Annotated in this window: 22 protein-coding genes; 20 read left to right on the forward strand and 2 right to left on the reverse strand. The window is 58.2% G+C overall.

The features are described 5' to 3' along the window. Nucleotides 1-143 precede the first annotated feature (143 nt). From N5C09_RS13410 to N5C09_RS13450, 9 genes are read left to right on the forward strand one after another with little or no spacing between them, the layout of a single operon-like run. On the forward strand, nt 144-695 hold the full coding sequence (locus tag N5C09_RS13410; RefSeq protein ID WP_107534124.1) for a TetR family transcriptional regulator: 552 nt from the start codon (nt 144-146) through the stop codon (nt 693-695). A 29-nt stretch (nt 696-724) separates the two neighbouring features. Then, complete coding sequence (locus tag N5C09_RS13415; RefSeq protein ID WP_193036037.1) at nt 725-1,102, forward strand: cupin domain-containing protein; 378 nt, start codon at nt 725-727, stop codon at nt 1,100-1,102. Beyond that, nucleotides 1,099-3,033, forward strand: a complete 1,935-nt coding sequence (locus N5C09_RS13420; RefSeq protein WP_279749211.1) for an aconitase family protein — start codon at nt 1,099-1,101, stop codon at nt 3,031-3,033. Before N5C09_RS13415 ends, N5C09_RS13420 begins: the two co-directional genes overlap by 4 nt. Nucleotides 3,034-3,077: 44 nt before the next feature. Beyond that, nucleotides 3,078-4,085 carry a TauD/TfdA family dioxygenase gene (locus tag N5C09_RS13425; RefSeq protein ID WP_279749212.1) on the forward strand — a complete coding sequence of 336 codons (1,008 nt, stop codon included), beginning with the start codon at nt 3,078-3,080 and terminating at the stop codon, nt 4,083-4,085. Nucleotides 4,086-4,129: 44 nt separating this feature from the next. Next, nucleotides 4,130-5,332 (forward strand): pyridoxal phosphate-dependent aminotransferase, encoded by a 1,203-nt coding sequence (locus N5C09_RS13430; RefSeq protein ID WP_107534118.1) that lies wholly within the window; start codon nt 4,130-4,132, stop codon nt 5,330-5,332. Beyond that, nucleotides 5,329-7,200, forward strand: coding sequence for an FAD/NAD(P)-binding protein (locus N5C09_RS13435; RefSeq protein ID WP_279749213.1), 1,872 nt, complete (start codon nt 5,329-5,331; stop codon nt 7,198-7,200). Before N5C09_RS13430 ends, N5C09_RS13435 begins: the two co-directional genes overlap by 4 nt. Nucleotides 7,201-7,205: 5 nt before the next feature. After that, the gene (locus N5C09_RS13440; protein WP_107534116.1) at nt 7,206-7,820 is read left to right on the forward strand and encodes an isochorismatase family cysteine hydrolase; all 615 of its coding nucleotides are present in this window, start codon (nt 7,206-7,208) and stop codon (nt 7,818-7,820) included. Further along, nucleotides 7,820-9,091, forward strand: a complete 1,272-nt coding sequence (locus N5C09_RS13445; RefSeq protein WP_107534115.1) for an MFS transporter — start codon at nt 7,820-7,822, stop codon at nt 9,089-9,091. Before N5C09_RS13440 ends, N5C09_RS13445 begins: the two co-directional genes overlap by 1 nt. Next, nucleotides 9,088-10,626, forward strand: a complete 1,539-nt coding sequence (locus N5C09_RS13450; RefSeq protein ID WP_279749214.1) for a 2-isopropylmalate synthase — start codon at nt 9,088-9,090, stop codon at nt 10,624-10,626. Before N5C09_RS13445 ends, N5C09_RS13450 begins: the two co-directional genes overlap by 4 nt. Before the next feature lie 38 nt (nt 10,627-10,664). Here N5C09_RS13450 and panM read toward each other — a convergent pair whose 3' ends face one another. Then, nucleotides 10,665-11,048, reverse strand: coding sequence for an aspartate 1-decarboxylase autocleavage activator PanM (gene panM / locus N5C09_RS13455; protein ID WP_063449547.1), 384 nt, complete (start codon nt 11,046-11,048; stop codon nt 10,665-10,667). Nucleotides 11,049-11,473: 425 nt separating this feature from the next. Between panM and livK the strand changes: the two genes are divergently transcribed. From livK to ugpQ, 10 genes are all read left to right on the forward strand, one after another. Beyond that, the gene (livK, locus tag N5C09_RS13460; RefSeq protein ID WP_193036025.1) at nt 11,474-12,583 is read left to right on the forward strand and encodes a high-affinity branched-chain amino acid ABC transporter substrate-binding protein LivK; all 1,110 of its coding nucleotides are present in this window, start codon (nt 11,474-11,476) and stop codon (nt 12,581-12,583) included. A gap of 46 nt (nt 12,584-12,629) precedes the next feature. Next, on the forward strand, nt 12,630-13,556 hold the full coding sequence (gene livH, locus N5C09_RS13465; protein WP_063449544.1) for a high-affinity branched-chain amino acid ABC transporter permease LivH: 927 nt from the start codon (nt 12,630-12,632) through the stop codon (nt 13,554-13,556). Next, nucleotides 13,553-14,830 carry a high-affinity branched-chain amino acid ABC transporter permease LivM gene (locus tag N5C09_RS13470; RefSeq protein ID WP_063865377.1) on the forward strand — a complete coding sequence of 426 codons (1,278 nt, stop codon included), beginning with the start codon at nt 13,553-13,555 and terminating at the stop codon, nt 14,828-14,830. The genes livH and N5C09_RS13470 overlap by 4 nt, the downstream gene beginning before the upstream one ends. Further along, entirely contained in the window at nt 14,827-15,594 is a 768-nt protein-coding gene (livG, locus tag N5C09_RS13475) for a high-affinity branched-chain amino acid ABC transporter ATP-binding protein LivG (protein WP_006812274.1), read from the forward strand. Before N5C09_RS13470 ends, livG begins: the two co-directional genes overlap by 4 nt. 1 nt (nt 15,595) lies before the next feature. Further along, the gene (livF, locus tag N5C09_RS13480) at nt 15,596-16,309 is read left to right on the forward strand and encodes a high-affinity branched-chain amino acid ABC transporter ATP-binding protein LivF (protein WP_074177582.1); all 714 of its coding nucleotides are present in this window, start codon (nt 15,596-15,598) and stop codon (nt 16,307-16,309) included. A 245-nt stretch (nt 16,310-16,554) separates the two neighbouring features. Beyond that, entirely contained in the window at nt 16,555-17,871 is a 1,317-nt protein-coding gene (gene ugpB, locus N5C09_RS13485) for a sn-glycerol-3-phosphate ABC transporter substrate-binding protein UgpB (protein ID WP_263610865.1), read from the forward strand. Between the two features lie 106 nt (nt 17,872-17,977). After that, complete coding sequence (ugpA, locus tag N5C09_RS13490) at nt 17,978-18,865, forward strand: sn-glycerol-3-phosphate ABC transporter permease UgpA (protein ID WP_193034093.1); 888 nt, start codon at nt 17,978-17,980, stop codon at nt 18,863-18,865. Beyond that, nucleotides 18,862-19,707 carry a sn-glycerol-3-phosphate ABC transporter permease UgpE gene (gene ugpE / locus N5C09_RS13495; protein ID WP_045347706.1) on the forward strand — a complete coding sequence of 282 codons (846 nt, stop codon included), beginning with the start codon at nt 18,862-18,864 and terminating at the stop codon, nt 19,705-19,707. The genes ugpA and ugpE overlap by 4 nt, the downstream gene beginning before the upstream one ends. Before the next feature lies 1 nt (nt 19,708). Then, nucleotides 19,709-20,779 (forward strand): sn-glycerol-3-phosphate import ATP-binding protein UgpC, encoded by a 1,071-nt coding sequence (locus N5C09_RS13500; RefSeq protein WP_063449539.1) that lies wholly within the window; start codon nt 19,709-19,711, stop codon nt 20,777-20,779. After that, the gene (gene ugpQ / locus N5C09_RS13505; protein WP_279749215.1) at nt 20,776-21,516 is read left to right on the forward strand and encodes a glycerophosphodiester phosphodiesterase; all 741 of its coding nucleotides are present in this window, start codon (nt 20,776-20,778) and stop codon (nt 21,514-21,516) included. The genes N5C09_RS13500 and ugpQ overlap by 4 nt, the downstream gene beginning before the upstream one ends. Here ugpQ and N5C09_RS13510 read toward each other — a convergent pair. Next, a complete protein-coding gene (locus N5C09_RS13510) occupies nt 21,506-21,877 on the reverse strand; it encodes a DUF2756 family protein (protein ID WP_063449537.1) in 372 nt (123 codons plus the stop codon). The genes ugpQ and N5C09_RS13510 overlap by 11 nt on opposite strands. A 122-nt stretch (nt 21,878-21,999) precedes the next feature. On the opposite strand from N5C09_RS13510, the gene ggt reads away from it, so the two are divergent. Further along, entirely contained in the window at nt 22,000-23,745 is a 1,746-nt protein-coding gene (gene ggt, locus N5C09_RS13515) for a gamma-glutamyltransferase (RefSeq protein WP_279749216.1), read from the forward strand. Nucleotides 23,746-23,748 lie beyond the last annotated feature (3 nt).

Here is a 23,748-nt window from a genome sequence, read left to right on the forward strand (position 1 = left end):
GCAGAGTAAAAAGGGGTGATGGAATTTTTATATCGGAATATTGCATATACATAAAATTAACATCTGTAACATTTGAGAGGGTCGATATTAACAACTTTTTGCTAATTTAGTGATTGCCATTTTACATACTAATAGGTACAAAAATGAAAACCAAAGACGCACTGATTAAAACCATGCAGGAACTTTTATGGACCCGTGGTTACTCCAACACTAGCCCGAAAGAGATACAACAGGTTTCTGGCGTTGGGCAAGGAAGCATGTATCACCACTTCAAAGGCAAGGCGGATCTGGCCCGACAGACGATCCTGCTTAACGCCGAGGAGCTACAAAAAGAGATTTCCACCATTTTGCATGCTGAGAAAAATGCACGTGAGCGAATTAAGGACTATCTGCTGCGTGAACGTGAAGTACTGGCTGGGTGCAGGATGGGCGGATTAGCGCAGGATAGCGAAGTGATTCGCGACGACACGCTACGTGAACCCATTGCGAACAATTTTGAATGGCTGATCGGCGAGCTGGAAAAAGTGCTGGAAGAGGGAAAAACCTCCGGTGAATTTTCTGCCGATCTGGATGTAAAACAAACGGCATTAACGCTCATTTCAGTCATGCAGGGGGCGTTTGTTATCGCCAGGGCAACCCAGTCCGAAGCGTATTACAAACAAGCTATTGCTGGAGTGATCGCAATGCTCAAATAAATACCGCCTGGCTTTTGGGAGAAGAGAGAATGAATAACGGTCTGCCCGTTACCCTGAATTTGTTTTCGGTGTTGAAGAATATAGATAGCGTCGCCTGGGAAGCCCACAGCACGCTTGGTCGCAAGGATGCGCGCATTTTCGAACTTTTTCAGGATGATTCAGGGCAGCGCATCGCGCTAGTGCATTGCGCGCCGGGGGCATCTGCAAAATCTCATCTCCATACGGGGCATGAAACGTTTCTGATTCTGGATGGCACCTTTGAAGACGATAACGGTGTTTACCACCCCGGTGAGCTAATCTGCTACGCACCAGGCAGCGAGCACGCCTGGCGAACGCCGCAGGGCGCGCTCATCTATGCAGTCTGGGGCGGCCGCGTTGAAGCCGCTCTTACGGATGTCGCCGCATGAAACTGATGCTAACTCAGGCCAGAATATTATTCCTGGCGGCAGACCCGAACAAAATTACGGCTCAGCTTCGTGGCGAATCTCTTTCGCTGGCGCAGGCCAGGCCGCTGCGCGATAACATTTCCACCGATGAAATCACCCCTATCCCGGCGCTAGCCTACTACGACGAACGACTGGGAGCATTCGCCTGGACGGGCCTGAAGTGCGGCGCTGAAAATCCGATAGGAAAAAATGCCATCGTTGAGGCAGGGATAAACGTCGTGGTTGGCGGACTGCGCTACGGTAAAGGCTCATCCCGCGAGCATAGCCCGGTTGCGGAGAAGGCAGCCGGCGTACAGCTGGTCATCGCCGAAAGTTTTGAACGTATCTACCGGCAAAACGCCGATAACATAGGTTTGCTCACCTCCACTAACATGGCGCTGGTGGACAAACTGGCGCGCGGAGAAGCGCTCACCCTTGAAGAGATTGTTGCTGACCGGGAAGAGAGCGCCCGACGCGTTATCCAGTCCGGCGGGCTGCTGGCCTGGTGGAAAGGACAGATGGAGAAAAGCGGTCTGCCGCCTTTAGCCGCCACGAGCGAGCCGAAACCGATGACGCTGGGGGAGAAAATCATTGCCCGCCATCGTCTGGAGCAGGGCGATTTCCCCGGCACCGCGCTACTGCTGCGCCCGGACTGGCGCTTTATCCATGAGTATTACACCGCCATGTGTGGCCATATGCTGAAACGGACTTTTGGCCGCGAGCTGACCCTGTGGCAGCCGGATTCGATCATCACCTTTGAAGATCACCTGCCGTACATGCATCAAAGCAAAGTGCATATTGACGGGCAGCTTACCGGCGACCTGGAACACCTGCTGGCGGCTCACCGGGCGTTTACCCAAACGTGGGGATTGACGGCACACCGATACAACCCGGACGGCGAGGGTGCAGAAGGTATCTCCCATGCGCTGATGGCGGAGCGCCACGCCCTGCCTGGGCAGCTTATCATCGGCACCGATTCCCACACCCCACACTGTGGTGCGCTGGGCTGTTTGGCTGTGGGCGTCGGCAGCACCGATATGGCAGGCAGCATGGTTACCGGCGCTTTTCGTATGACGCCGCCGGAAACGGTGAAAGTAGTGTTCACCGGTACGCTGCCGGAAGGCACTGGCGCGAAAGATATGGTACTGCACCTGCTGGCAACGGAGTGGATCCGTCAGGGAGGTGGTATTGGCAAAATCTTTGAATTTTGTGGTGAGGCCGTCGAAGGATTATCGGTGGACGAACGCGCCACGCTCACCAATATGGTGGCAGAGTTGGGTGGCGTTTCAGGACTGGTGGCGCCCGATGCGCAGACTGTTGCCTTCCTGAAGGCCCGTCGCGGAATCGATTTCACCATTGAAGCGTGGATGCGTAGCGATGAGGGCGCGCATTACGCCTCAACAATGGTGATTGACTGCATCGATCTTGCGCCAATGATTGCACTGCCGGGCGATCCGGGTAATGGGCTGGCGCTGTCGTCTTTGAGCGAGCCGGTTAAAATTGATATTGCCTACGGCGGTTCATGTACTGCGGGCAAGCGGGATGATTTTGATGAATATCATGCGGTGCTGGATTGGGCTTTATCCAGGGGTAAACAACTGCCGCCAGATGTGACGCTCTACCTACAGTTTGGCACCATGGATGTCTACGACTACTGTCGCGAGCAAGGGTATCTGGAGACGTTCCATCAGGCTGGGGCGATACTGCTCAAACCTGCCTGCGGTGCCTGCGCAAACTGCGGCCCCGGATCGTCGGTGGATGCTGGACAGGTCACTATCAGCGCCATTAATCGAAATTTTCCTGGCCGCTCAGGTCCGGGGAAAGTCTGGCTAGGCAGCCCTTCGACGGTGGTCGCCAGCGCAATAAAGGGTGAAATAACCTCATTTAATGATTTAAAACGTCAGTACCGTTAATTCTACTTACTTACAATCAGCTCATTAACAGGGTGCAAGACATCATGAAACCGTTTTATCATTTTTCGGATGAAGAAAACAAAGAATTAACCCGCTTCTTCCAGCAAATTGTTGTTAATCCTTATACGGATTATCAGGCATTTAAGCTTGCGGTTGCTGAGGTTTGTTATTTTAGAGGCGTGCCAGGCTTTTTTGTCGATATTTGTACCGCAATTAAAAATGAACGCGAGTCGGGCGTAAGTGATATTCATGTATTACGCAATTGCCCACGGGATATCGACTTGCCGGAGTTGGATCCGGAAAATCCCATTAGCGATAAATATAAAAAGAAAAAAACATTTGTCGGTGAGGTGCTACTGGAATGTTTTTCGCTACTAACCGATACACCGTTATTAGCCTACGGCAGCCGTAATAATGGAGATTTCTTTACCGATGTTATTGCTATTCGCAAATACAGCGGGCAATTAACGGGTTTTAGCGATAGTGAACTGGTCTACCATAACGACCGTACCGCTCACGCGGTACGCGCTGATTTCGTCACGCTTTTGGGTCTACGCAGCCCGGACGAGGAGCTGATTTTTACCGGCTATATTGACGGCAAAGCCATTCTGGCGCACCTGACGGACGACCAGCAGGCGGCGCTTCGCCAGCCGTGGTATCGCACCCAGTTTGACGTTTACTCCCGTGAAACCAACCGCCGTCAGGTGAGCTCGCCGGATCACGCCATTTTGAAAAATCACCATAGCATTCGTTACCTGGATACGTTGACTCACGTTGCGCCAGAGGCGCCCAATGAGGCAAAAGACGCCCTGATTGCTTTTATGCAGGCGATGACCAAAGCGGATAAACAGCGCCACCGGATTTTGCAGGGCGACCTTTTAACCTTCGCCAACCAGGATGGATTGCACAACCGGGAAAAAATTGAAATTAAGGATAAAGAGAATGCCGCGCGCCGCTGGCTATTAAAAACCTATGCATTCCGCGATCGGCAAACTGCCGAGAAATATCAGGAACACTGGCATAACGGTATTTTTGGCCGGGTTGAAGATTAGTCCGCTTCGCAAAATTTATTTCTTTATTTAACGGAACATGCACGATGAGAAACGTCGCCGATCGCGTAAAGCGTATAGGTTTATCAGAAACCTATGCCATTCTCGATAAAGTTAAAACCATGCAGGCGGAAGGGAAAGTTATTTATGATTTAGGCGGCGGCGAGCCTGATTTTGCCACGCCAAATCATATTACTAATTACACTATAACGGCGATGAAAAATGGCATGACCCATTACACCGCCAGTAAAGGTACGCCTGGATTATTAAAAGCCATCGCCAGCCAGCTCTTTGAAGAAAACCAGCTGCCGGTTCAGTGGAATAAAAATATTATTGTGACGCCTTCGGCGAAACACGCGCTGTTTATTACGCTGATGACGCTGCTGAATCCTGGCGATGAAATCGTGATCCCCACCCCCTGCTGGGTGAGCTATATCGCGATGGCGGAAATGGCCGGGGCGAAGCCGGTGACCCTGCCGCTGGCAAAAGAGAATCAGTTCTTCCTCACCCGTCAGGCGCTAGAAAGTTGCATCACCGCGAAAACCCGCGTGCTGTTGCTTAATAACCCGAACAACCCCACCGGGCGGGTGTTAACAACAGAGGAGATCGACGCGGTCTGCCAGGTCGCGCAGAAGCATGACCTGTTCGTGGTGATGGATGAAATTTACGAACATATCCGCTATCTGCCGGGACGCCATCGTAGCCTCGCGGCGGAACCCGGCATGTTTGAGCGTACCGTCACTATCAGCGGTTTCTCCAAAGCCTGGGCGATGACCGGCTGGCGGCTCGGCTACCTCAGCGCGCCGGAAACTCTGCTCAATGAAATTCTTAAAGTTCAGCAGCACAGCGTGGGATGCGCCGGCTCCTTCGTGCAGCAGGGCGGGTTGGCCGCGCTGATTGGTGACCGTCAGCCGATGCTGGATATGGTGGCGCACTACCGTCAGCGCAGGGATCTGGTGGTAAACCGGCTAAACGCCATTCCGGGGATCGCCTGCCGGGCGCCGGAGGGAGGACTGTATGTTTACGCCGACATCAGCGGCCTGGGTATGGGGGACGCCCGGGCTGTAACACACTGGCTGCTGACTCACGCCCATGTTGCCGTCACGCCGGGTACCGCATTTGGCAAGGAGGAATCCAGCGCGATTCGCCTGTCGTTTGCCGGGGCGACTGACACGCTTATCGCCGCGCTGGATAGCATCAGCCAGGCGCTCGCTGACTGCCCGTATCCGCTAAAGCAGGTGGCGTCATGAGCGAAGCGCTTCGAATCGCCATTATTGGCAATGGCCCTCGGGCGCTTTCGGTACTTGAACGCCTCGCCGCGCGTTTACAGGACCAGCCGGACGCCGGGGTGGAAATCCACTATATCGATAAACAGCACCCCGGAACGGGCCGTATCTGGCGCCAGGAACAGGATGCCGCTTTCGTCATGAATACCGTAGCGGAAGAAGTCTCCGCCTTTTCCGGCGAAGGCGACGTGGCAACGGCTCGTCCAGGCTGCGGCCCTTCGCTCGCCGCCTGGTGGCGTGCCACGCGGGACGACTTCCCTGGCGAGAATGCCTGGGCGCCGCGTGCGCTGTATGGCGAATATATGCACTTCGTTCTGAACTGCATCAAAGCCTCGTTTAGCCCGGCGCAGCGCTTTTGCCCTCGACAGGCGGAGGTAACAGACATAGTGCCGTTGAATAATAGCCGGGCGGTGCTGTTATTTCGCGATGGTGAAACCCTCACGGTAGACCGCGTGGTTATTGCCAGCGGCCATCCCCGTAACAGCCTGAGCGAACAGGAGCAGCGCTGGCAGGCCTATGCAGACACTCATCCGTCGCTGCGCTGGGTGCCTGGCGATTCAGCCGCCGATATGCCGCTGGAGGAGATCGCCCCCGGCAGCGCCGTCGGCATTTTAGGACTGGGGCTGTCGTTTCTGGATGTCATGGCGGCGTTAACCACCGGGCGCGGCGGCCAGTTTATTGAGCAGGCCGATGGCTCACTGCGCTATCAACCCTCCGGGCGCGAGCCGCGTCTGGTGGCCGGTTCACGCAGTAGTCTGCCCATCCCCGGCCGTGGGCGTAACCAGAAGGCCCCTAACTTCCGCTATCAAAGCGTGCTTTTTACCCAGGAGCGTGCCGAGGCCCTGGCCGCCCGCGGACAACTCGATTTTGATCGCGACGTGCTGCCGCTGCTGATGGCAGAGGTCAACCTGACCTGGTACGCCACCACGCTGCGCCAGCGTTTTGGCCTTTCCGCTGAGCTGGAATTTCGTGCCTGCGCGCAGGCGCTGGAGGTTGAGGCGTTTGATAGCCTGCCGGACATCGCCGCGCGCTTTGGCCTCACCGATGTGCCTGCACTGGATTTTTATCAGCTCGGCGATCCCTTTCGTGAGCGCCGGTTCATCTCCGCGAGCCATTTCCACGCCGCGCTGCGCGAAGAGCTGGTTCGCGATAGTGAACACGCGGAGGGAGGTAACGTGGATAACCCGCTTAAGGCAGCGCTGGATACGCTGCGCGATACTCGCGGGCTGGTGCGCAGAGTGGTGGATTTCGGCGGTCTGGCTCCGGCCTCGTTTCGCGATGCGTTTCTCTCCCGCTACTCCCCGGTGAGTGCGCTGCTTTCCGCCGGGCCGCCGCGCTACCGAACCCGACAAATGCTCGCTCTGATTGACGCCGGCATTCTGACGGTCGTCGGGCCGCGTATGCAGATCACCTGCGGCGTGGAAAGCGCTGCTTTTGAGCTCTCTTCCCCACAGGTGGAAGGGGCCGTGTGGCGCGTAGAGACGCTGCTGGACGCCAGGGTGCCGGGGCAGGATCTGACGCGGGATCTATCGCCGCTGACTCAGGCGCTGCGCCAGCGTGGTCTCTGGCAAAACTTCACCGTGGAAGATGCCGATACCCGCTTTCAGACCGGCGGCGTGGCGGTTACCCGCGCGCCATATCATCCCCTTAACCAGCAGGGGAAGGCGGTTCCCCAGCTTTACGTTATTGGTATTCCCAGCGAACACACGCGCTGGTTTATGTCCGCTGGCAGCAGCCGCCCGGGCTATTGGACTGATTTTATCTGCGATGCGGATGCCATTGCAGAACACATCTTAACGGCGCTACCCGCTGCCGATCTTAAGCAGGAATAAAGACGATGAAAAAAATGGCGTTACTGATGTTGGATTTTCTCAATGAGATAGTCCATCCCGATGGCGTATACGCGCAGATGGGTTACTACCAGCAGGTGCGGGAAAAAGGGGTGATTAAACAGGCTGCTCAGGCGCTGGCAGGGGCGCGTGCCGCTCATACTCCGGTGGTGCATGTGGTAGTTGGTTTTTCTGAAAACTACGTTGAATGCCCAACCGGCTCCGAGGTTTTTGATATCGCACGTCGCAACCGGCTGTTGCGTTTTGACACCTGGTCGACGGATATCGTCGAAGCGCTGGCACCGCTGCCGGAGGAGAGCATTGTCCGCAAGCATCGGGTTGATCCGTTTTACCAGACCAGCCTTGAATTGACGCTGCGAAGCATGGGCGTGGACACGCTGGTGCTGGCCGGTGTTTCTACCGAGTTTGTGGTGCTGGCGACGGCGATGAGCGCCCACGATCGCGGTTTTCACGTCGTAGTGCTGGAAGATGCCGTTGCGGCGGTGAATAACGTGAAACATCTGGCGGCTCTGGAGGTGATTGGCAGTACCGCTGAACGGCGAAAAACCGCCGATCTTTTCCCGGCTCGCCGGACGTTTAATGCCACTCAGGAGGCCCTCTGATGACAGAAGTTGCAACGACTCTGCTGCGCGGCGCGCGCCACCGCTGGAAAGTGTTGGGTATTGGCGTAGCGGCCAACGCCTGTTTCTCAATGGTGGTAGGAGGCTTGCCGGCGACGGCGGTCTTTATGCGTGCCGATTACAACATCAGCAATGCCGAGCTGGGGTTCGTGCTTGGGATGCTGGGATTGGGGATCGCGATTAGCGAGCTGCCCTGGGGGCTTTTGACCGACCGCTGGGGCGACCGCCCGATCCTGCTGACCGGCTTGTTAAGTACCGGCGCGATGTTGCTGCTGATGGCGGCCTTTGCCGCGCCGCATAACGGTTTTATTCCCGCATACGGCCTGCTTATTACCGGAGTGTTGTTTATCGGACTGCTTGGCAGCAGCGTAAACGGCTCCAGCGGCAGGGCGATCATGGCCTGGTTTCAGGAGGGGGAGCGCGGTCTGGCGATGAGTATCCGTCAGACCGCGGTACCGATGGGCTATGGGATTGGCGCGTTACTTCTCCCCTGGCTGGCGGCTACATGGGGGTTTGTAACGATGTTTATCGTCTCTGCGCTGCTGTGCGCCGTGGTGGGTTTTTATGCCTGGCTGTGGTTGCACGAGCCGGATCGCGTCGGGGGCAATACGGCTCAGGCCGCTACTGCGTCTGCCGTACCGGGCAAAGGGCCGCTGTACGATCCTGCCATCTGGAAAATCGTGCTGGCAATCGGCATTCTCTGCGGGCCGCAGTTCGCGCTGCTCACTTTCGGATCGGTCTTCCTGCACGACTTCGCCCATATCGACGTGGCCGTAGTGTCCGTGTGCCTGGCGGTTATCCAGGTTGGGGCGATGGTGTCGCGTATCTGGAGCGGACGCTGGACGGACAAAAATAAAAACCGTAAGCGTTATCTCAAAAGCTGCACGCTGATAAGCATTCTGGCTTTTGTGCTGCTGAGCGTGCTGGTAGGCATCTGGCCGACTCTGCCGCATCAGGGAGCAACCCTTGCCTTACTGGCGGCGCTATTTATCCTCTCCGGCGTGGTGGTCTCAGCCTGGCATGGCGTGGCCTATACCGAGCTGGCGTCAATGGCGGGGGCAAAACGCGCCGGAACAGCGCTGGCAATGGGCAACACCAGCGTGTTCGTGGTGATGTTTATCACTCCGATCGCTATCCCTTGGATGCAAACGCACTTTAGCTGGAGCAGCGTCTGGCTCGCCTCAGCGGCGTGTGCGGTTATTGCGCTCTGGTTTTTCCCGAAAGTGGAGAAAAAGCAGGAGAACGCAGCATGAGCGCGCATGTGACCGGTGGTAAATATTGCCCGATGCCGCAGCCTGAACTGCCGAACCGCCAGTGGCCGACACGCGCGCTGCTCCACGCACCACGCTGGTGTAGCGTTGATCTGCGCGACGGCAACCAGGCGCTGCCGGAGCCAATGAACCCTCAGCAAAAGCGGGCACTTTATCAGCAGTTGGTAGCGATGGGCTACAAAGAGATTGAAGTAGGTTTTCCCGCCGCCTCGGAAACCGACTACCAGTTTGTACGAACCCTGATAGACGACGGGTTGATCCCCGATGACGTACGCATCCAGGTGCTGACGCAGGCGCGAGAAAACCTTATCGCCGACACCGTTGCCGCCCTGAGTGGGGTAAAAGAGGCGGTGGTGCATCTCTATAACTCTACGTCGTTACAGCAGCGCGAGCAGGTCTTTAATCTCAGCCGCGCTGGGGTGATCGAACTGGCGCTACAGGGCGTGCGCTGGCTGCTGGAGGAGATGGCAAAGGTGGAGCAAAATTGGGTGCTGGAGTACTCCCCGGAGAGTTTTACAGCCACCGAGATGGATTTTGCGCTGGAGATTTGCAACGCGGTTATCGACCTGTGGGTGGGGAAGACGGGGCGGGAGGTGATCATCAACCTGCCTGCAACCGTCGAGCTGGCTTCGCCAAACGTCTATGCCGACCAGATTGAATGGATCTCAGGTAAGCTTCGCCACCGCCAGAAGGTGACGCTTTGCGTGCATCCTCATAACGATCGCGGTTGCGCGGTGGCGGCAGCGGAAATGGCGTTGCTTGCGGGCGCTGAACGTGTAGAAGGCACACTGTTTGGCAACGGCGAACGTACCGGCAATGTCGATCTGGTCACGCTGGGGTTAAACCTGTTGGTGCAGGGCGTCGATCCGCTGATTGATTTCAGCCGGCTTCCGCAGGTGGTGAATGTCTATGAGTCGGCGACGGGAATGACGGTGCCGCCGCGCCATCCCTACGCCGGAAGCCTGGTATTCACCGCCTTTTCCGGTTCGCATCAGGATGCGATCCGCAAATCAATGGAGCTGCAAAAATACCGCACCCGTTGGGATGTGCCCTATTTACCCCTCGACCCGCACGATATTGGCCGTAGCTACGAAGGGATCATCCGCATCAATGGTCAGTCGGGCAAAGGAGGACTAGGCTACCTGCTGGATTATTACTACGGCATTCGCCCGCCGCGCCCGCTGCTTATTCGCTTTCAGCAGCACATACAGACGCTGGCGGACGCCAGTAACCAGGAGCTGGAGCACGCGTTTCTGCACCAGCAATTTCACGCGTTTTTTGCGACCTGTGACAGTATCAGCGAAGCGCATCCCGGCGGTACGCCCGCAGAATTTCACCCCCAGTGGGATAGCCATCGGCTGGGAGCATCACAGGTGATGAGCTATGTCTGGGGAACGTGGCAGGGCGAACTGGTATACGGTATCGGGCTGGATATTAGTGAAGAGAAAAGCCGCCACCGTGCCTGGGGGCAGCTGTTGCGCTCGCTGCCAGTGAGCGTGATCAGCGTGCCGCTGTAACACACTTGCGCCGCACAAGCTTCATGCGGCGCGAGTTTTTAGCGCTTCTCCCACCCGTTCGCCTGCGCCGTAAACCCTAACGCCTGCATAAACGCCGCCATCACGCCGCGATCCTCTACGCCCACGTCGGCCATCCACCAGGAGGTCACGCTCGGGTTTTCGCGGATCACCTCTTCAATTAAATACTGCCCGACCCCACGGCGGCGGGTCACGTCGCGCACGCGGAGCGAGTCCAGCGCGCCTTCCGTGCCGCTCAGCGTTACGCGAACGGCGGCCAGCAGGCGCTCGTTAAAGCGCGCGGCATAAATGCGGTGGTTCTCATCGACGGCCAACGACGAAGGGGAATATTCCGGCCAGATCTTGCCCAGGTCGATATGATCCTGTTCGCTAAAGGTCACCAGACGAACGATAGTCAGTTTCATTAGCTGCTTGTCCAAATCAAAAAAAGTAGGGCCAGTGTACTCAATTTATTTGCTCAGGCGCGTTCTCTTTTTATTCCCGTTTGCCAGGTGATTCGTTTTTTAGCGGCGACATGGGCAGTTCGAAAACACATGGATTGAAAAATAAGCAGGATTTTAACCTGAAGGGCAGTGATTTATTCCGCGCATTGTACCGTTATTTTATGCTGCAAAACGCGCTTTTATTTGTTTATCTCTGCCTGAATTCAGAATATTATCTTTCCTTAATCTCCTGAAAAATAGAGATATTAGTCTGGTTTTTGATAAAAAAACCGCGCTAAACCCTTAAAGGCACTGGTAAAAATAGCGTTGTTCATTAAAAGTACAGAATGCTTTTTAACCATAATAAAACAAAATATAAACATCACTTCACGAATGGGGATTCTGAGATGAAAAGGAACGCGAAGACGTTAATCGCGGGGATGGTCGCACTGTCGATCTCGCATATCGCTATGGCGGAGGACATTAAAGTTGCGGTAGTGGGTGCGATGTCCGGTCCTGTTGCCCAGTGGGGTGACATGGAGTTCAACGGTGCGCGCCAGGCCATAAAAGACATCAACGCTAAGGGCGGCATCAAGGGCGACAAGCTGGTGGGCGTGGAATATGACGACGCCTGCGATCCGAAACAGGCCGTCGCGGTCGCCAACAAAATCGTTAACGATGGCATCCAGTATGTCATTGGCCACCTCTGCTCGTCCTCCACGCAGCCCGCGTCCGACATCTACGAGGACGAAGGCATTCTGATGATCACCCCGGGCGCCACCAACCCGGAGCTGACCCAGCGCGGCTATCAGCACATCATGCGTACCGCCGGCCTGGACTCTTCTCAGGGACCGACCGCCGCCAAATATATCCTTGAGACCGTCAAGCCACAGCGTATCGCCATCATTCATGACAAGCAGCAGTACGGCGAAGGTCTGGCGCGCTCCGTGCAGGACGGCCTGAAAAAAGGCGGCGCGAACATCGTCTTCTTCGACGGCATTACCGCCGGTGAAAAAGACTTCTCCGCGCTGATCGCCCGCCTGCAAAAAGAGAATATCGACTTCGTTTACTACGGTGGCTACTACCCGGAAATGGGCCAGATGCTGCGCCAGGCGCGCGCCACCGGCCTGAAAACCCAGTTTATGGGGCCAGAAGGCGTGGGCAATGCCTCACTGTCCAACATCGCGGGGGATTCTGCCGAAGGCATGCTGGTCACTATGCCAAAACGCTATGACCAGGATCCGGCCAACAAAGCTATCGTGGATGCGCTCAAGGCGCAGAAGAAAGATCCGAGCGGTCCGTACGTCTGGATCACCTACGCGGCCGTGCAGTCTCTGGCAACGGCAATGGACCGTACCGGCAGCAAAGAGCCGCTGGATCTGGTGAAAGATTTAAAAGCACACGGGGCGAACACCGTGATTGGGCCGCTGAACTGGGATGAGAAAGGCGATCTGAAGGGATTTGAATTTGGTGTCTTTAAGTGGCACGCCGACGGGTCTTCCTCGGTCGCCAAATAATTATCCCACCGCCCGGCTCCCCGGGCGGGTATAAAAAGGTTTGCATATGTCCGAGCAGTTTCTCTACTTTTTGCAGCAGATGTTTAACGGCGTCACGCTGGGAAGCACCTACGCGCTGATCGCCATCGGCTATACGATGGTTTACGGCATTATCGGCATGATCAACTTCGCCCACGGCGAGGTGTACATGATCGGTAGCTACGTCTCCTTTATGATCATCGCCGCGCTGATGATGATGGGCATCGACAGCAGCTGGCTGCTGGTGGCCGCCGGGTTTGTCGGCGCGATTGTGATCGCCAGCGCCTACGGCTGGAGCATTGAGCGCGTGGCCTACCGGCCGGTGCGCAGCTCCAAGCGCCTGATTGCGCTGATTTCCGCGATTGGTATGTCGATCTTCCTGCAAAACTACGTCAGCCTGACCGAAGGCTCGCGCGACGTGGCGCTGCCAAGCCTGTTTAACGGTCAATGGATTGTGGGAGCCAGCGAAAACTTCTCTGCCTCTGTCACCACCATGCAGCTGGTTATCTGGGTTGTCACCTTCCTGGCGATGCTGGCCCTGACCGTTTTCATCCGCTACTCCCGCATGGGACGCGCCTGCCGCGCCTGCGCGGAAGATCTGAAGATGGCGAGTCTGCTCGGCATCAACACCGACCGCGTCATCGCCCTGACCTTCGTGATTGGCGCCGCAATGGCGGCGGTGGCGGGGGTTCTGCTCGGCCAGTTCTACGGCGTAATTAACCCGTACATCGGCTTTATGGCCGGGATGAAAGCCTTCACCGCGGCGGTACTGGGCGGTATCGGCAGCATTCCGGGCGCGATGATCGGTGGCCTGATCCTGGGCGTGGCGGAAGCGCTCTCCTCGGCGTACCTGAGTACCGAGTATAAAGACGTGGTGTCGTTTGCCCTGCTGATTCTGGTTCTGCTGGTGATGCCTACCGGTATTCTGGGCCGTCCGGAGGTAGAGAAAGTATGAAACCGATGCATTTTGCTATGGCGCTGCTCTCTGCCGCCATGTTCTTCGTACTGGCGGGCGTCTTTATGGGCGTCCAGTTAGGGCTGGACGGCACGAAACTGGTGGTCGATACCGCCCCCGACATCCGCTGGCAGTGGGTGTTTATCGGCACCGCCGTGGTGTTTCTGTTCCAGCTGCTGCGTCCGCTGTTCCAGAAGACGCTGAAAAACGTCTCCGGGCCGAAGTTCGTTCTGCCGGCGATCGACGGTACCACGGTAAAGCAGAAGCTGTTCCTCGTGGCGCTGCTGGTGGCTGCCGTGGCGTGGCCGTTTATGGTGTCGCGCGGCACGGTGGACATCGCCACCCTGACCATGATTTACGTGATCCTCGGCCTCGGTCTGAACGTGGTGGTGGGGCTGTCCGGCCTGCTGGTGCTGGGCTACGGCGGTTTCTACGCTATCGGCGCGTACACATTCGCGCTGCTGAACCACTATTACGGCCTCGGCTTCTGGACCTGTCTGCCGCTGGCGGGGCTGGTCTCTGCCGCCGCAGGCTTCCTGCTCGGCTTCCCGGTGCTGCGCCTGCGCGGTGACTACCTGGCGATTGTGACCTTAGGCTTCGGCGAAATTGTCCGTATCTTGCTGCTCAACAACACCGAAGTGACCGGCGGGCCGAATGGCATCAGCCAGATCCCGAAGCCGACCTTCTTCGGCCTGGAGTTCAGCCGTACCGCCCGCGAAGGCGGCTGGGATACCTTCAGCAACTTCTTCGGCATCAAATATGACCCGTCCGACCGCGTGATCTGGCTCTACCTGGTGGCGCTGCTGCTGGTGGTCATCACCCTGTTCGTGATCAACCGCCTGCTGCGCATGCCGCTGGGCCGCGCGTGGGAAGCGCTGCGCGAAGATGAGATCGCCTGCCGCTCTCTGGGCCTGAACCCGACCCGCATCAAGCTGACCGCGTTCACCATCAGCGCCGCGTTTGCCGGTTTCGCCGGCACGCTGTTCGCCGCGCGCCAGGGCTTCGTCAGCCCCGAGTCGTTCACCTTTGCCGAATCGGCCTTTGTGCTGGCGATCGTGGTGCTCGGCGGGATGGGCTCGCAGTTCGCCGTGATCCTCGCGGCCATCCTGCTGGTGGTCTCCCGCGAGCTGATGCGCGACTTTAACGAATACAGCATGCTGATGCTGGGTGGTTTGATGGTGCTGATGATGATCTGGCGTCCGCAGGGCCTCCTGCCGATGACGCGTCCACAGCTGAAGCTTAAGCGTGCGGAAGCGAAAGGAGAGCAGGCATGAGTCAGCCATTATTATCCGTTAACGGTCTGATGATGCGTTTTGGCGGCCTGCTGGCGGTCAACAATGTGAACCTGGATCTGCATAAAAAAGAGATCGTCTCCCTGATTGGCCCGAACGGCGCGGGGAAAACCACGGTCTTCAACTGCCTGACCGGTTTCTACAAGCCGACGGGCGGCACCATCATGCTGCGCGACCAGCACCTGGAAGGGCTGCCGGGCCAGCAGATTGCCCGCATGGGCGTGGTGCGTACTTTCCAGCACGTGCGGCTGTTCCGCGAGATGACGGTGATTGAGAACCTGCTGGTGGCACAGCATCAGCAGCTGAAAACCGGCCTGTTCTCCGGCCTGCTGAAAACCCCGGCCTTCCGCCGCACGCAGGAGGAGGCGCTCGATCGCGCCGCCACCTGGCTCGACCGTATCGGCCTGCTCCAGCACGCCAACCGGCAGGCGAGCAACCTGGCCTATGGCGACCAGCGTCGGCTGGAGATCGTGCGCTGCATGGTGACCCAGCCGGAGATCCTGATGCTCGACGAACCGGCGGCGGGCCTCAACCCGAAAGAGACCAAAGAGCTGGACGAGCTGATTGCCGAGCTGCGCGATCATCACGACACCACCATCCTGCTGATTGAGCACGACATGAAGCTGGTGATGGGCATTTCGGACCGTATCTACGTGGTAAACCAGGGCACGCCGCTGGCAAACGGCACGCCGGAAGAGATCCGCAACAACCCGGACGTGATCCGCGCATACCTTGGTGAGGCATAAGATGGAAAAAGCGATGTTAACGTTCGACAAGGTCAATGCGCACTACGGCAAGATCCAGGCGCTGCACGACGTCAGCCTGCACATCAATCAGGGGGAAATCGTCACCCTGATTGGCGCCAACGGCGCGGGCAAAACCACGCTGCTCGGCACCCTATGCGGCGACCCGCGCGCCACCAGCGGGCGGATTGTGTTTGATGGCAAAGACATTACCGACTGGCAGACCGCCAGAATTATGCGTGAAGCGGTGGCGATTGTCCCGGAAGGGCGCCGCGTCTTCTCGCGCATGACGGTGGAAGAGAACCTGGCGATGGGCGGCTTTTTTGCTGACCGCGACCAGTATCACACCCGTATCAAATGGGTGTACGAACTCTTCCCGCGCCTGTGGGAACGCCGCATCCAGCGTGCGGGCACCATGTCCGGCGGTGAACAGCAGATGCTGGCGATTGGCCGCGCGCTGATGAGCCAGCCGCGCCTGCTGCTGCTGGACGAACCGTCGCTCGGTCTTGCGCCGATCATCATCCAGCAGATTTTCGACACCATTGAGCAACTGCGCAAAGAGGGGATGACCATCTTCCTCGTCGAGCAGAACGCCAACCAGGCGCTGAAGCTCGCCGATCGCGGCTACGTGCTGGAGAATGGTCGCGTGGTGCTCGAGGATACCGGCGACGCGCTGCTGGCGAACGAAGCGGTGCGGAGCGCGTATTTGGGCGGCTGAGCCGTCTGTAGTGCCCGGTGGCGCTACGCTTACCGGGCCTACGGATACCCTCCAGGCCGGGTAAGGCGAAGCAGCCACCCGGCTTTTTTCATATTAACCCCTTCACACAACCATCATCCCCCTGACGCCTGGCCGTCACTTATCTGTAAACAAACAGTTATTTTTCTGTCATTCGAGCATGTCATGTTACCTCGCGAGCACAAAACGCGTGATATCGCGCATCCGGCATAATAAGAGAGATGACAATGACATCGTTACGACACACGGCTTTGGGTCTGGCAATCGGTCTGGCTTTTGCGACGAACGCAATGGCCGTGACCACCATTCCGTTCTGGCATTCCATGGAAGGGGAGTTGGGTAAAGAGGTTGACTCCCTGGCGCAGCGTTTCAACGACACCCACCCGGATTACAAAATTGTGCCGGTGTACAAAGGCAACTACGAGCAGAGCCTGAGCGCGGGCATCGCCGCCTTCCGTACCGGCAACGCGCCTGCGCTGTTGCAGGTGTATGAAGTCGGCACCGCAACCATGATGGCCTCGAAAGCCATCAAACCGGTCTACGAAGTGTTCAAAGACGCGGGCATCAACTTTGACGAATCCCAGTTCGTGCCGACCGTCTCCGGTTACTACACCGATTCCAAAACCGGCCACCTGCTGTCCCAGCCGTTTAACAGCTCCACGCCGGTGCTGTACTACAACAAGGATGCCTTCAAAAAAGCGGGCCTGGATCCGGAGCAGCCGCCAAAAACCTGGCAGGATCTGGCCGAGTACACCGCGAAGCTGAAAGCGGCGGGCATGAAGTGCGGCTACGCCAGCGGCTGGCAGGGCTGGATCCAGATTGAGAACTTCAGCGCCTGGCACGGCCTGCCGGTTGCCACCAAAAACAACGGCTTCGACGGCACCGACGCGGTTCTGGAGTTCAACAAGCCGGAGCAGGTGAAGCACATCGCGCTGCTGGCGGATCTGAACAAGAAGGGCGACTTCAGCTACTTCGGGCGTAAAGACGAATCCACCGAGAAGTTCTATAACGGCGACTGCGCCATTACCACCGCGTCTTCCGGCTCGCTGGCGGATATCCGTCACTACGCCAAATTCAACTACGGCGTGGGCATGATGCCGTACGACGCCGACGTAAAAGGCGCGCCGCAGAACGCCATCATCGGCGGGGCGAGCCTGTGGGTGATGCAGGGTAAAGATAAGGGCACCTACAAAGGCGTCGCCGAGTTCCTCGACTTCCTGGCGAAGCCGGAAAATGCCGCCGAGTGGCACCAGAAGACCGGCTACCTGCCGATCACCAAAGCCGCGTACGATCTGACCCGCGAGCAGGGCTTCTACAGCAAAAACCCGGGCGCGGACATCGCGACGCGTCAGATGCTGAACAAGCCGCCGCTGCCGTTCACCAAAGGCCTGCGTCTGGGCAACATGCCGCAGATCCGCACCATCGTGGATGAAGAGCTGGAAAGCGTGTGGACCGGGAAGAAAACGCCACAGCAGGCGCTGGACTCTGCGGTAGAGCGCGGCAATCAGCTGCTGCGCCGCTTTGAGCAGTCGACGAAATCGTAATCGCTGAAACGCCCGGTGGCGCTTCGCTTACCGGGCCTACGATGTGCCCCATCCAGGCCGGGTAAGGCGCAGCTGCCACCCGGCATTGTTCAGGAATCAAATCTCCATGTCCTCATCCCGTCCGGTGTTCCGATCCCGCTGGCTGCCGTACCTGCTGGTCGCGCCTCAGCTGATCATCACCGTTATCTTCTTCATCTGGCCTGCGGGCGAAGCGCTGTGGTACTCGGTACAAAGCGTCGATCCGTTCGGGCTGTCCAGCCAGTTTGTTGGGCTGGACAACTTTACGGCGCTGTTCCACGACAGCTATTACCTGGACTCCTTCTGGACGACGATCAGGTTCAGCGCGCTGGTGACCGTGAGCGGCCTTGTCGCGTCGCTGTTTTTCGCCGCGCTGGTGGATTACGTGGTGCGCGGCAGCCGCCTGTATCAGACCCTGATGCTGCTGCCTTACGCCGTGGCCCCCGCCGTGGCTGCCGTGCTGTGGATCTTCCTGTTTAACCCCGGGCGCGGGCTGATTACCCATTTTCTGGCGGAATTCGGCTATGACTGGAACCACGCCCAGAACAGCGGTCAGGCGATGTTCCTCGTGGTGTTCGCCTCGGTGTGGAAGCAGATCAGCTACAACTTCCTGTTCTTCTTCGCCGCGCTGCAATCCATTCCGCGTTCGCTGGTTGAGGCCGCCGCCATCGACGGCGCAGGGCCGGTGCGCCGCTTCTTCAGGCTGTCGCTGCCGCTGATCGCCCCGGTCAGCTTCTTCCTGCTGGTGGTTAACCTGGTGTACGCCTTCTTCGATACCTTCCCGGTGATCGACGCCGCCACTGCGGGCGGTCCGGTGCAGGCGACCACCACGCTCATCTACAAGATCTACCGCGAAGGGTTTGCCGGACTCGATCTCTCGGCCTCTGCCGCGCAGTCCGTCGTGCTGATGTTCCTCGTCATCATCCTCACGGTAGTGCAGTTCCGCTATGTCGAAAGTAAGGTACGCTACCAATGATTGAGAACCGTCGCGGGCTGACGATTTTCAGCCATACCCTGCTGATCCTGGGTATCCTCGTTATCCTGTTCCCGCTGTACGTGGCCTTTGTCGCCGCCACGCTGGACACCAAAGCGGTGTTCGACACGCCGATGACGCTGATCCCGGGCGGGCACCTCTTCGAAAACATGAAGACCATCTGGACCCAGGGCGTGGGCGCCAACAGCGCGCCGTTCTGGCTGATGATGCTCAACAGCTTCATCATGGCGTTCGGCATTACGGTGGGCAAAATCACGGTGTCGATGCTCTCGGCCTTCGCCATCGTCTGGTTTCGCTTTCCGCTGCGTAACCTGTTCTTCTGGATGATTTTCATCACCCTGATGCTGCCGGTGGAGGTGCGTATCTTCCCGACCGTGGAGGTGATCGCCAACCTGAAGATGCTGGACAGCTACGCGGGCTTAACCCTGCCGCTGATGGCCTCGGCGACCGCCACCTTCCTGTTCCGCCAGTTCTTTATGACCCTGCCGGACGAGCTGATTGAGGCCGCGCGCATCGACGGTGCCTCCCCGATGCGCTTCTTCCGCGACATCGTGCTGCCGCTGTCGAAAACCAACCTTGCGGCGCTGTTTGTGATCACCTTTATCTACGGCTGGAACCAGTACCTGTGGCCGCTGCTGATCGTTCAGGACGTTAACCTCGGCACCGCCGTGGCGGGCATCAAAGGCATGATCGCCACCGGTGAAGGCACCACCCTCTGGAACCAGGTGATGGCGGCGATGCTGCTCACCCTAATCCCACCCGTAGTCATTGTTTTAGCCATGCAGCGCGCGTTTGTCCGCGGCCTGGTCGATAGCGAGAAATAAGATGGCAGGTTTAAAACTTCAGGCAGTTACCAAAAGCTGGGACGGTAAAACCCAGGTCATTCAGCCGCTGACGCTCGACGTGGCGGACGGCGAATTCATCGTGATGGTCGGCCCGTCCGGCTGCGGGAAGTCCACGCTGCTGCGCATGGTGGCGGGGCTGGAGCGCGTCACGTCCGGAGATATCTGGATTGACCGCCAGCGCGTCACCGAGATGGAGCCAAAAGATCGCGGCATCGCGATGGTGTTCCAGAACTATGCCCTCTATCCGCACATGAGCGTGGAGGAGAACATGGCCTGGGGGCTGAAAATTCGCGGCATGGGCAAAGGCCATATCGCCGAGCGCGTAAAAGAAGCCGCGCGCATTCTGGAACTTGACGGCCTGCTTAAGCGCCGCCCGCGCGAGCTCTCCGGCGGCCAGCGCCAGCGCGTGGCGATGGGGCGCGCCATCGTGCGCGACCCTGCGGTATTCCTGTTCGACGAACCGCTCTCGAATCTCGACGCCAAGCTGCGCGTGCAGATGCGCCTTGAGCTACAGCAGCTGCATCGCCGTCTGAAAACCACGTCCCTCTATGTCACCCACGATCAGGTCGAAGCCATGACCCTCGCCCAGCGCGTGATGGTGATGAACAAAGGCATTGCAGAGCAGATTGGCACGCCGGTGGAGGTCTACGAAAAACCGGCCAGCCGTTTTGTGGCGAGCTTTATCGGCAGCCCGGCAATGAACCTGCTGGACGGGCGGATCAATGCTGCGGGAACTCACTTTGAACTGGAAAGCGGGATGGCGTTACCGATCAACTGGTACTATCGTGGGTACGCCGGGCGTAAGATGACGCTCGGCATCCGCCCGGAGCATATTGGCTTAACGTCTCAGGCGGACGGCGGCGTGCCGCTGGTGATGGACACGCTGGAGATGCTGGGCGCCGATAACCTGGCGCACGGGCGCTGGGGCGAGCAAAAGCTGGTGGTGCGCCTGCCGCATCAGGAGCGCCCGAAGGCAGGCAGCACGCTGTGGCTGCATGTGCCGGAAAATCACCTGCACTTATTTGACGGTGAAACAGGACAACGAGTATGAGCAACTGGCCTTACCCCCACATCGTCGCCCACCGTGGCGGCGGTAAACTGGCGCCGGAGAACACCCTGGCGGCGATTGACGCTGGCGCACGCTACGGCCATACGATGATCGAGTTCGACGCCAAGCTGTCTAAGGACGGCGAAATTTTCCTGCTGCATGACGACAACCTCGAACGCACCAGCAACGGCTGGGGCGTGGCGGGCGAACTGCCGTGGCGCGATCTGCTGAAGGTGGACGCCGGAAGCTGGTTCAGCGGTGATTTCAAAGGCGAGCCGCTGCCGCTGCTGGCGGAGGTGGCGGACCGGTGTCGTCAACACGGCATGATGGCTAACATCGAAATCAAACCGACCACCGGCACCGGGCCGCTGACGGGCAAAGTGATTGCGCTGGCCGCGCGTGAGCTGTGGGAAGGCATGACGCCACCGCTGCTCTCCTCGTTTGACATCGACGCGCTGGAAGCCGCACAGGCGGCTGTGCCTGAGCTGCCGCGCGGGCTGCTGCTGGACGAGTGGCGTGAGGACTGGCGCGAACTGACGGGCCACTTAGGCTGCGTCTCTATCCATCTGAACCATAAGCTGCTGGATGCGGCGCGGGTGAAAATGCTGAAAGACGCAGGCCTGCATATCCTGGTCTACACCGTCAACAAACCCCAGCGTGCAGCCGAACTGCTGCGCTGGGGCGTAGACAGCATCTGTACCGATGCGATTGACAAGATCGGGCCAGACTTTATTTATTAAGCATGCTGCCGTTCTGCTGGGTCGGCAGCATATGCTGCTGACCGCTGCTTTGCGACATCCCGCCCCCTAACATCCCACCGTTTGGGTTTTGCAGCGGCTGCTCGCGCATCTGGCCCTGCTGCACACGCTGGGTGTTAGCGTTCATCTGGTTTTGCAGGTGCTGCTGCTGCACCTGGGTCTGCGTCTTTAGCTGCTGGTTGAGCATCCCTTTCTGCTGTTGTTGCTGGCTCATCATCTCCGTCTGCATACGCTGCTGGCTCGGAATGACGTAGCCCGGCTGGTTCGGGTTGTTCAGGGTGTTAATGGGCTGTGCGAGCGCGGCGAACGGAAGCAGCGCGGTCAGGATCAGGAATCGTTTCATGGTTATCTCCTCCTTTGAGGCTTCTCTTTAGTTTACCCCTAAACCAGCATAACGATGATTTTTTAAGAGTTGTGAACCAGGCTTAAGCGGGGAATATGGACCCCTTCACCTGGAGAACAATAATGATGAAACCAACCTTTTTGCGCTGGGTCGCCCTCGCTGCGCTGATGGCAGGCGGCACATTTACCGTGGCGGCCAACCCGCCCGCCGCTCCTCCGGTCTCTTACGGCGTGGAGGAGGATGTTTTTCACCCCGTGCGGGCCACGCACGGCATGGTGGCCTCGGTTGACGCGCTGGCAACCCAGGTAGGCGTCGATATTCTTAAGCAGGGCGGTAACGCGGTGGACGCGGCGGTCGCGGTCGGGTACGCGCTGGCGGTAACGCACCCGCAGGCGGGGAACCTGGGCGGCGGCGGGTTTATGATGCTGCGCACTAAAGACGGCAAAACCACGGCCATCGACTTCCGTGAGATGGCGCCGAATCAGGCCTCCCGCGATATGTTCCTCGACGATCAGGGCAACCCGGACAGCAAAAAATCCCTGACCTCGCACCTTGCGTCCGGCACGCCTGGCACCGTTGCGGGCTTCTCGCTGGCGCTGGAAAAATACGGCACGCTGCCGCTGAACAAGGTGGTGCAGCCTGCTATCAAGCTGGCGCGTGACGGCTTTGTGGTGAACGACGCGCTGGCGGACGACCTCAAAACCTACGGCAGTGAAGTGATTCCGAATCACGAAAACAGCAAGGCGATTTTCTGGAAAGACGGTGAGCCGCTGAAGAAGGGCGATAAGCTGGTGCAGAAAAACCTCGCCAAAAGCCTGGAGCTGATTGCGGAAAACGGTCCTGACGCCTTCTATAAAGGGGCGATTGCCGATCAGATTGCCGATGAGATGCAGAAGAACGGCGGGCTCATTACCAAAGCGGACCTGGCAGAATACAAGGCGGTGGAGCGCGAGCCGATTAGCGGCACCTATCGCGGGTACGAAGTCTTCTCCATGCCGCCGCCGTCCTCCGGTGGCATTCACATTGTGCAGATCCTCAACATTCTTGAAAACTTTGATATGCACAAGTACGGCTTCGGCAGCGCGGACGCCATGCAGGTGATGGCGGAAGCGGAAAAGCGTGCCTACGCAGACCGCTCGGAATACCTTGGCGATCCGGATTTCTTGAAGGTGCCGTGGCAGGCGCTGACCAACAAAGCCTATGCCAAATCGATTGCCGACGAGATCGACATCAACAAGGCGAAGCCGTCCAGCGAGATCCGCCCCGGCAAGCTGGCACCGTATGAAAGTAACCAGACCACGCATTTCTCGGTGGTGGATAAAGACGGTAACGCGGTGGCGGTGACCTATACGCTGAACACCACTTTCGGCACCGGGATCGTAGCGGGCAACAGCGGCATTTTGCTGAATAACGAGATGGATGATTTTTCGGCCAAGCCGGGCGTGCCGAACGTGTACGGGCTGGTCGGCGGGGATGCTAACGCCGTGGGGCCGAAGAAGCGTCCGCTGTCGTCCATGTCGCCAACCATCGTGGTGAAGGACGGTAAAACCTGGCTGGTGACCGGCAGCCCTGGCGGGAGCCGCATCATTACCACCGTGCTACAGATGGTGGTGAACAGCATCGATTTTGGCATGAACGTCGCCGAGGCGACCAATGCGCCGCGTTTCCATCATCAGTGGCTGCCGGATGAACTGCGCGTCGAGAAGGGCTTTAGCCCGGACACGATAAAACTGCTTGAGCAGCGCGGACAAAAGGTGGCGGTGAAAGAGGCGATGGGCAGCACCCAGAGCATTATGGTCGGGCCGGACGGGGCGCTGTTTGGCGCGTCGGACCCGCGTTCGGTAGATGATTTAACGGCGGGGTATTGATGT

Source organism: Enterobacter sp. GD03975, from assembly GCF_029838645.1.
Classification (GTDB): domain Bacteria; phylum Pseudomonadota; class Gammaproteobacteria; order Enterobacterales; family Enterobacteriaceae; genus Enterobacter; species Enterobacter quasihormaechei.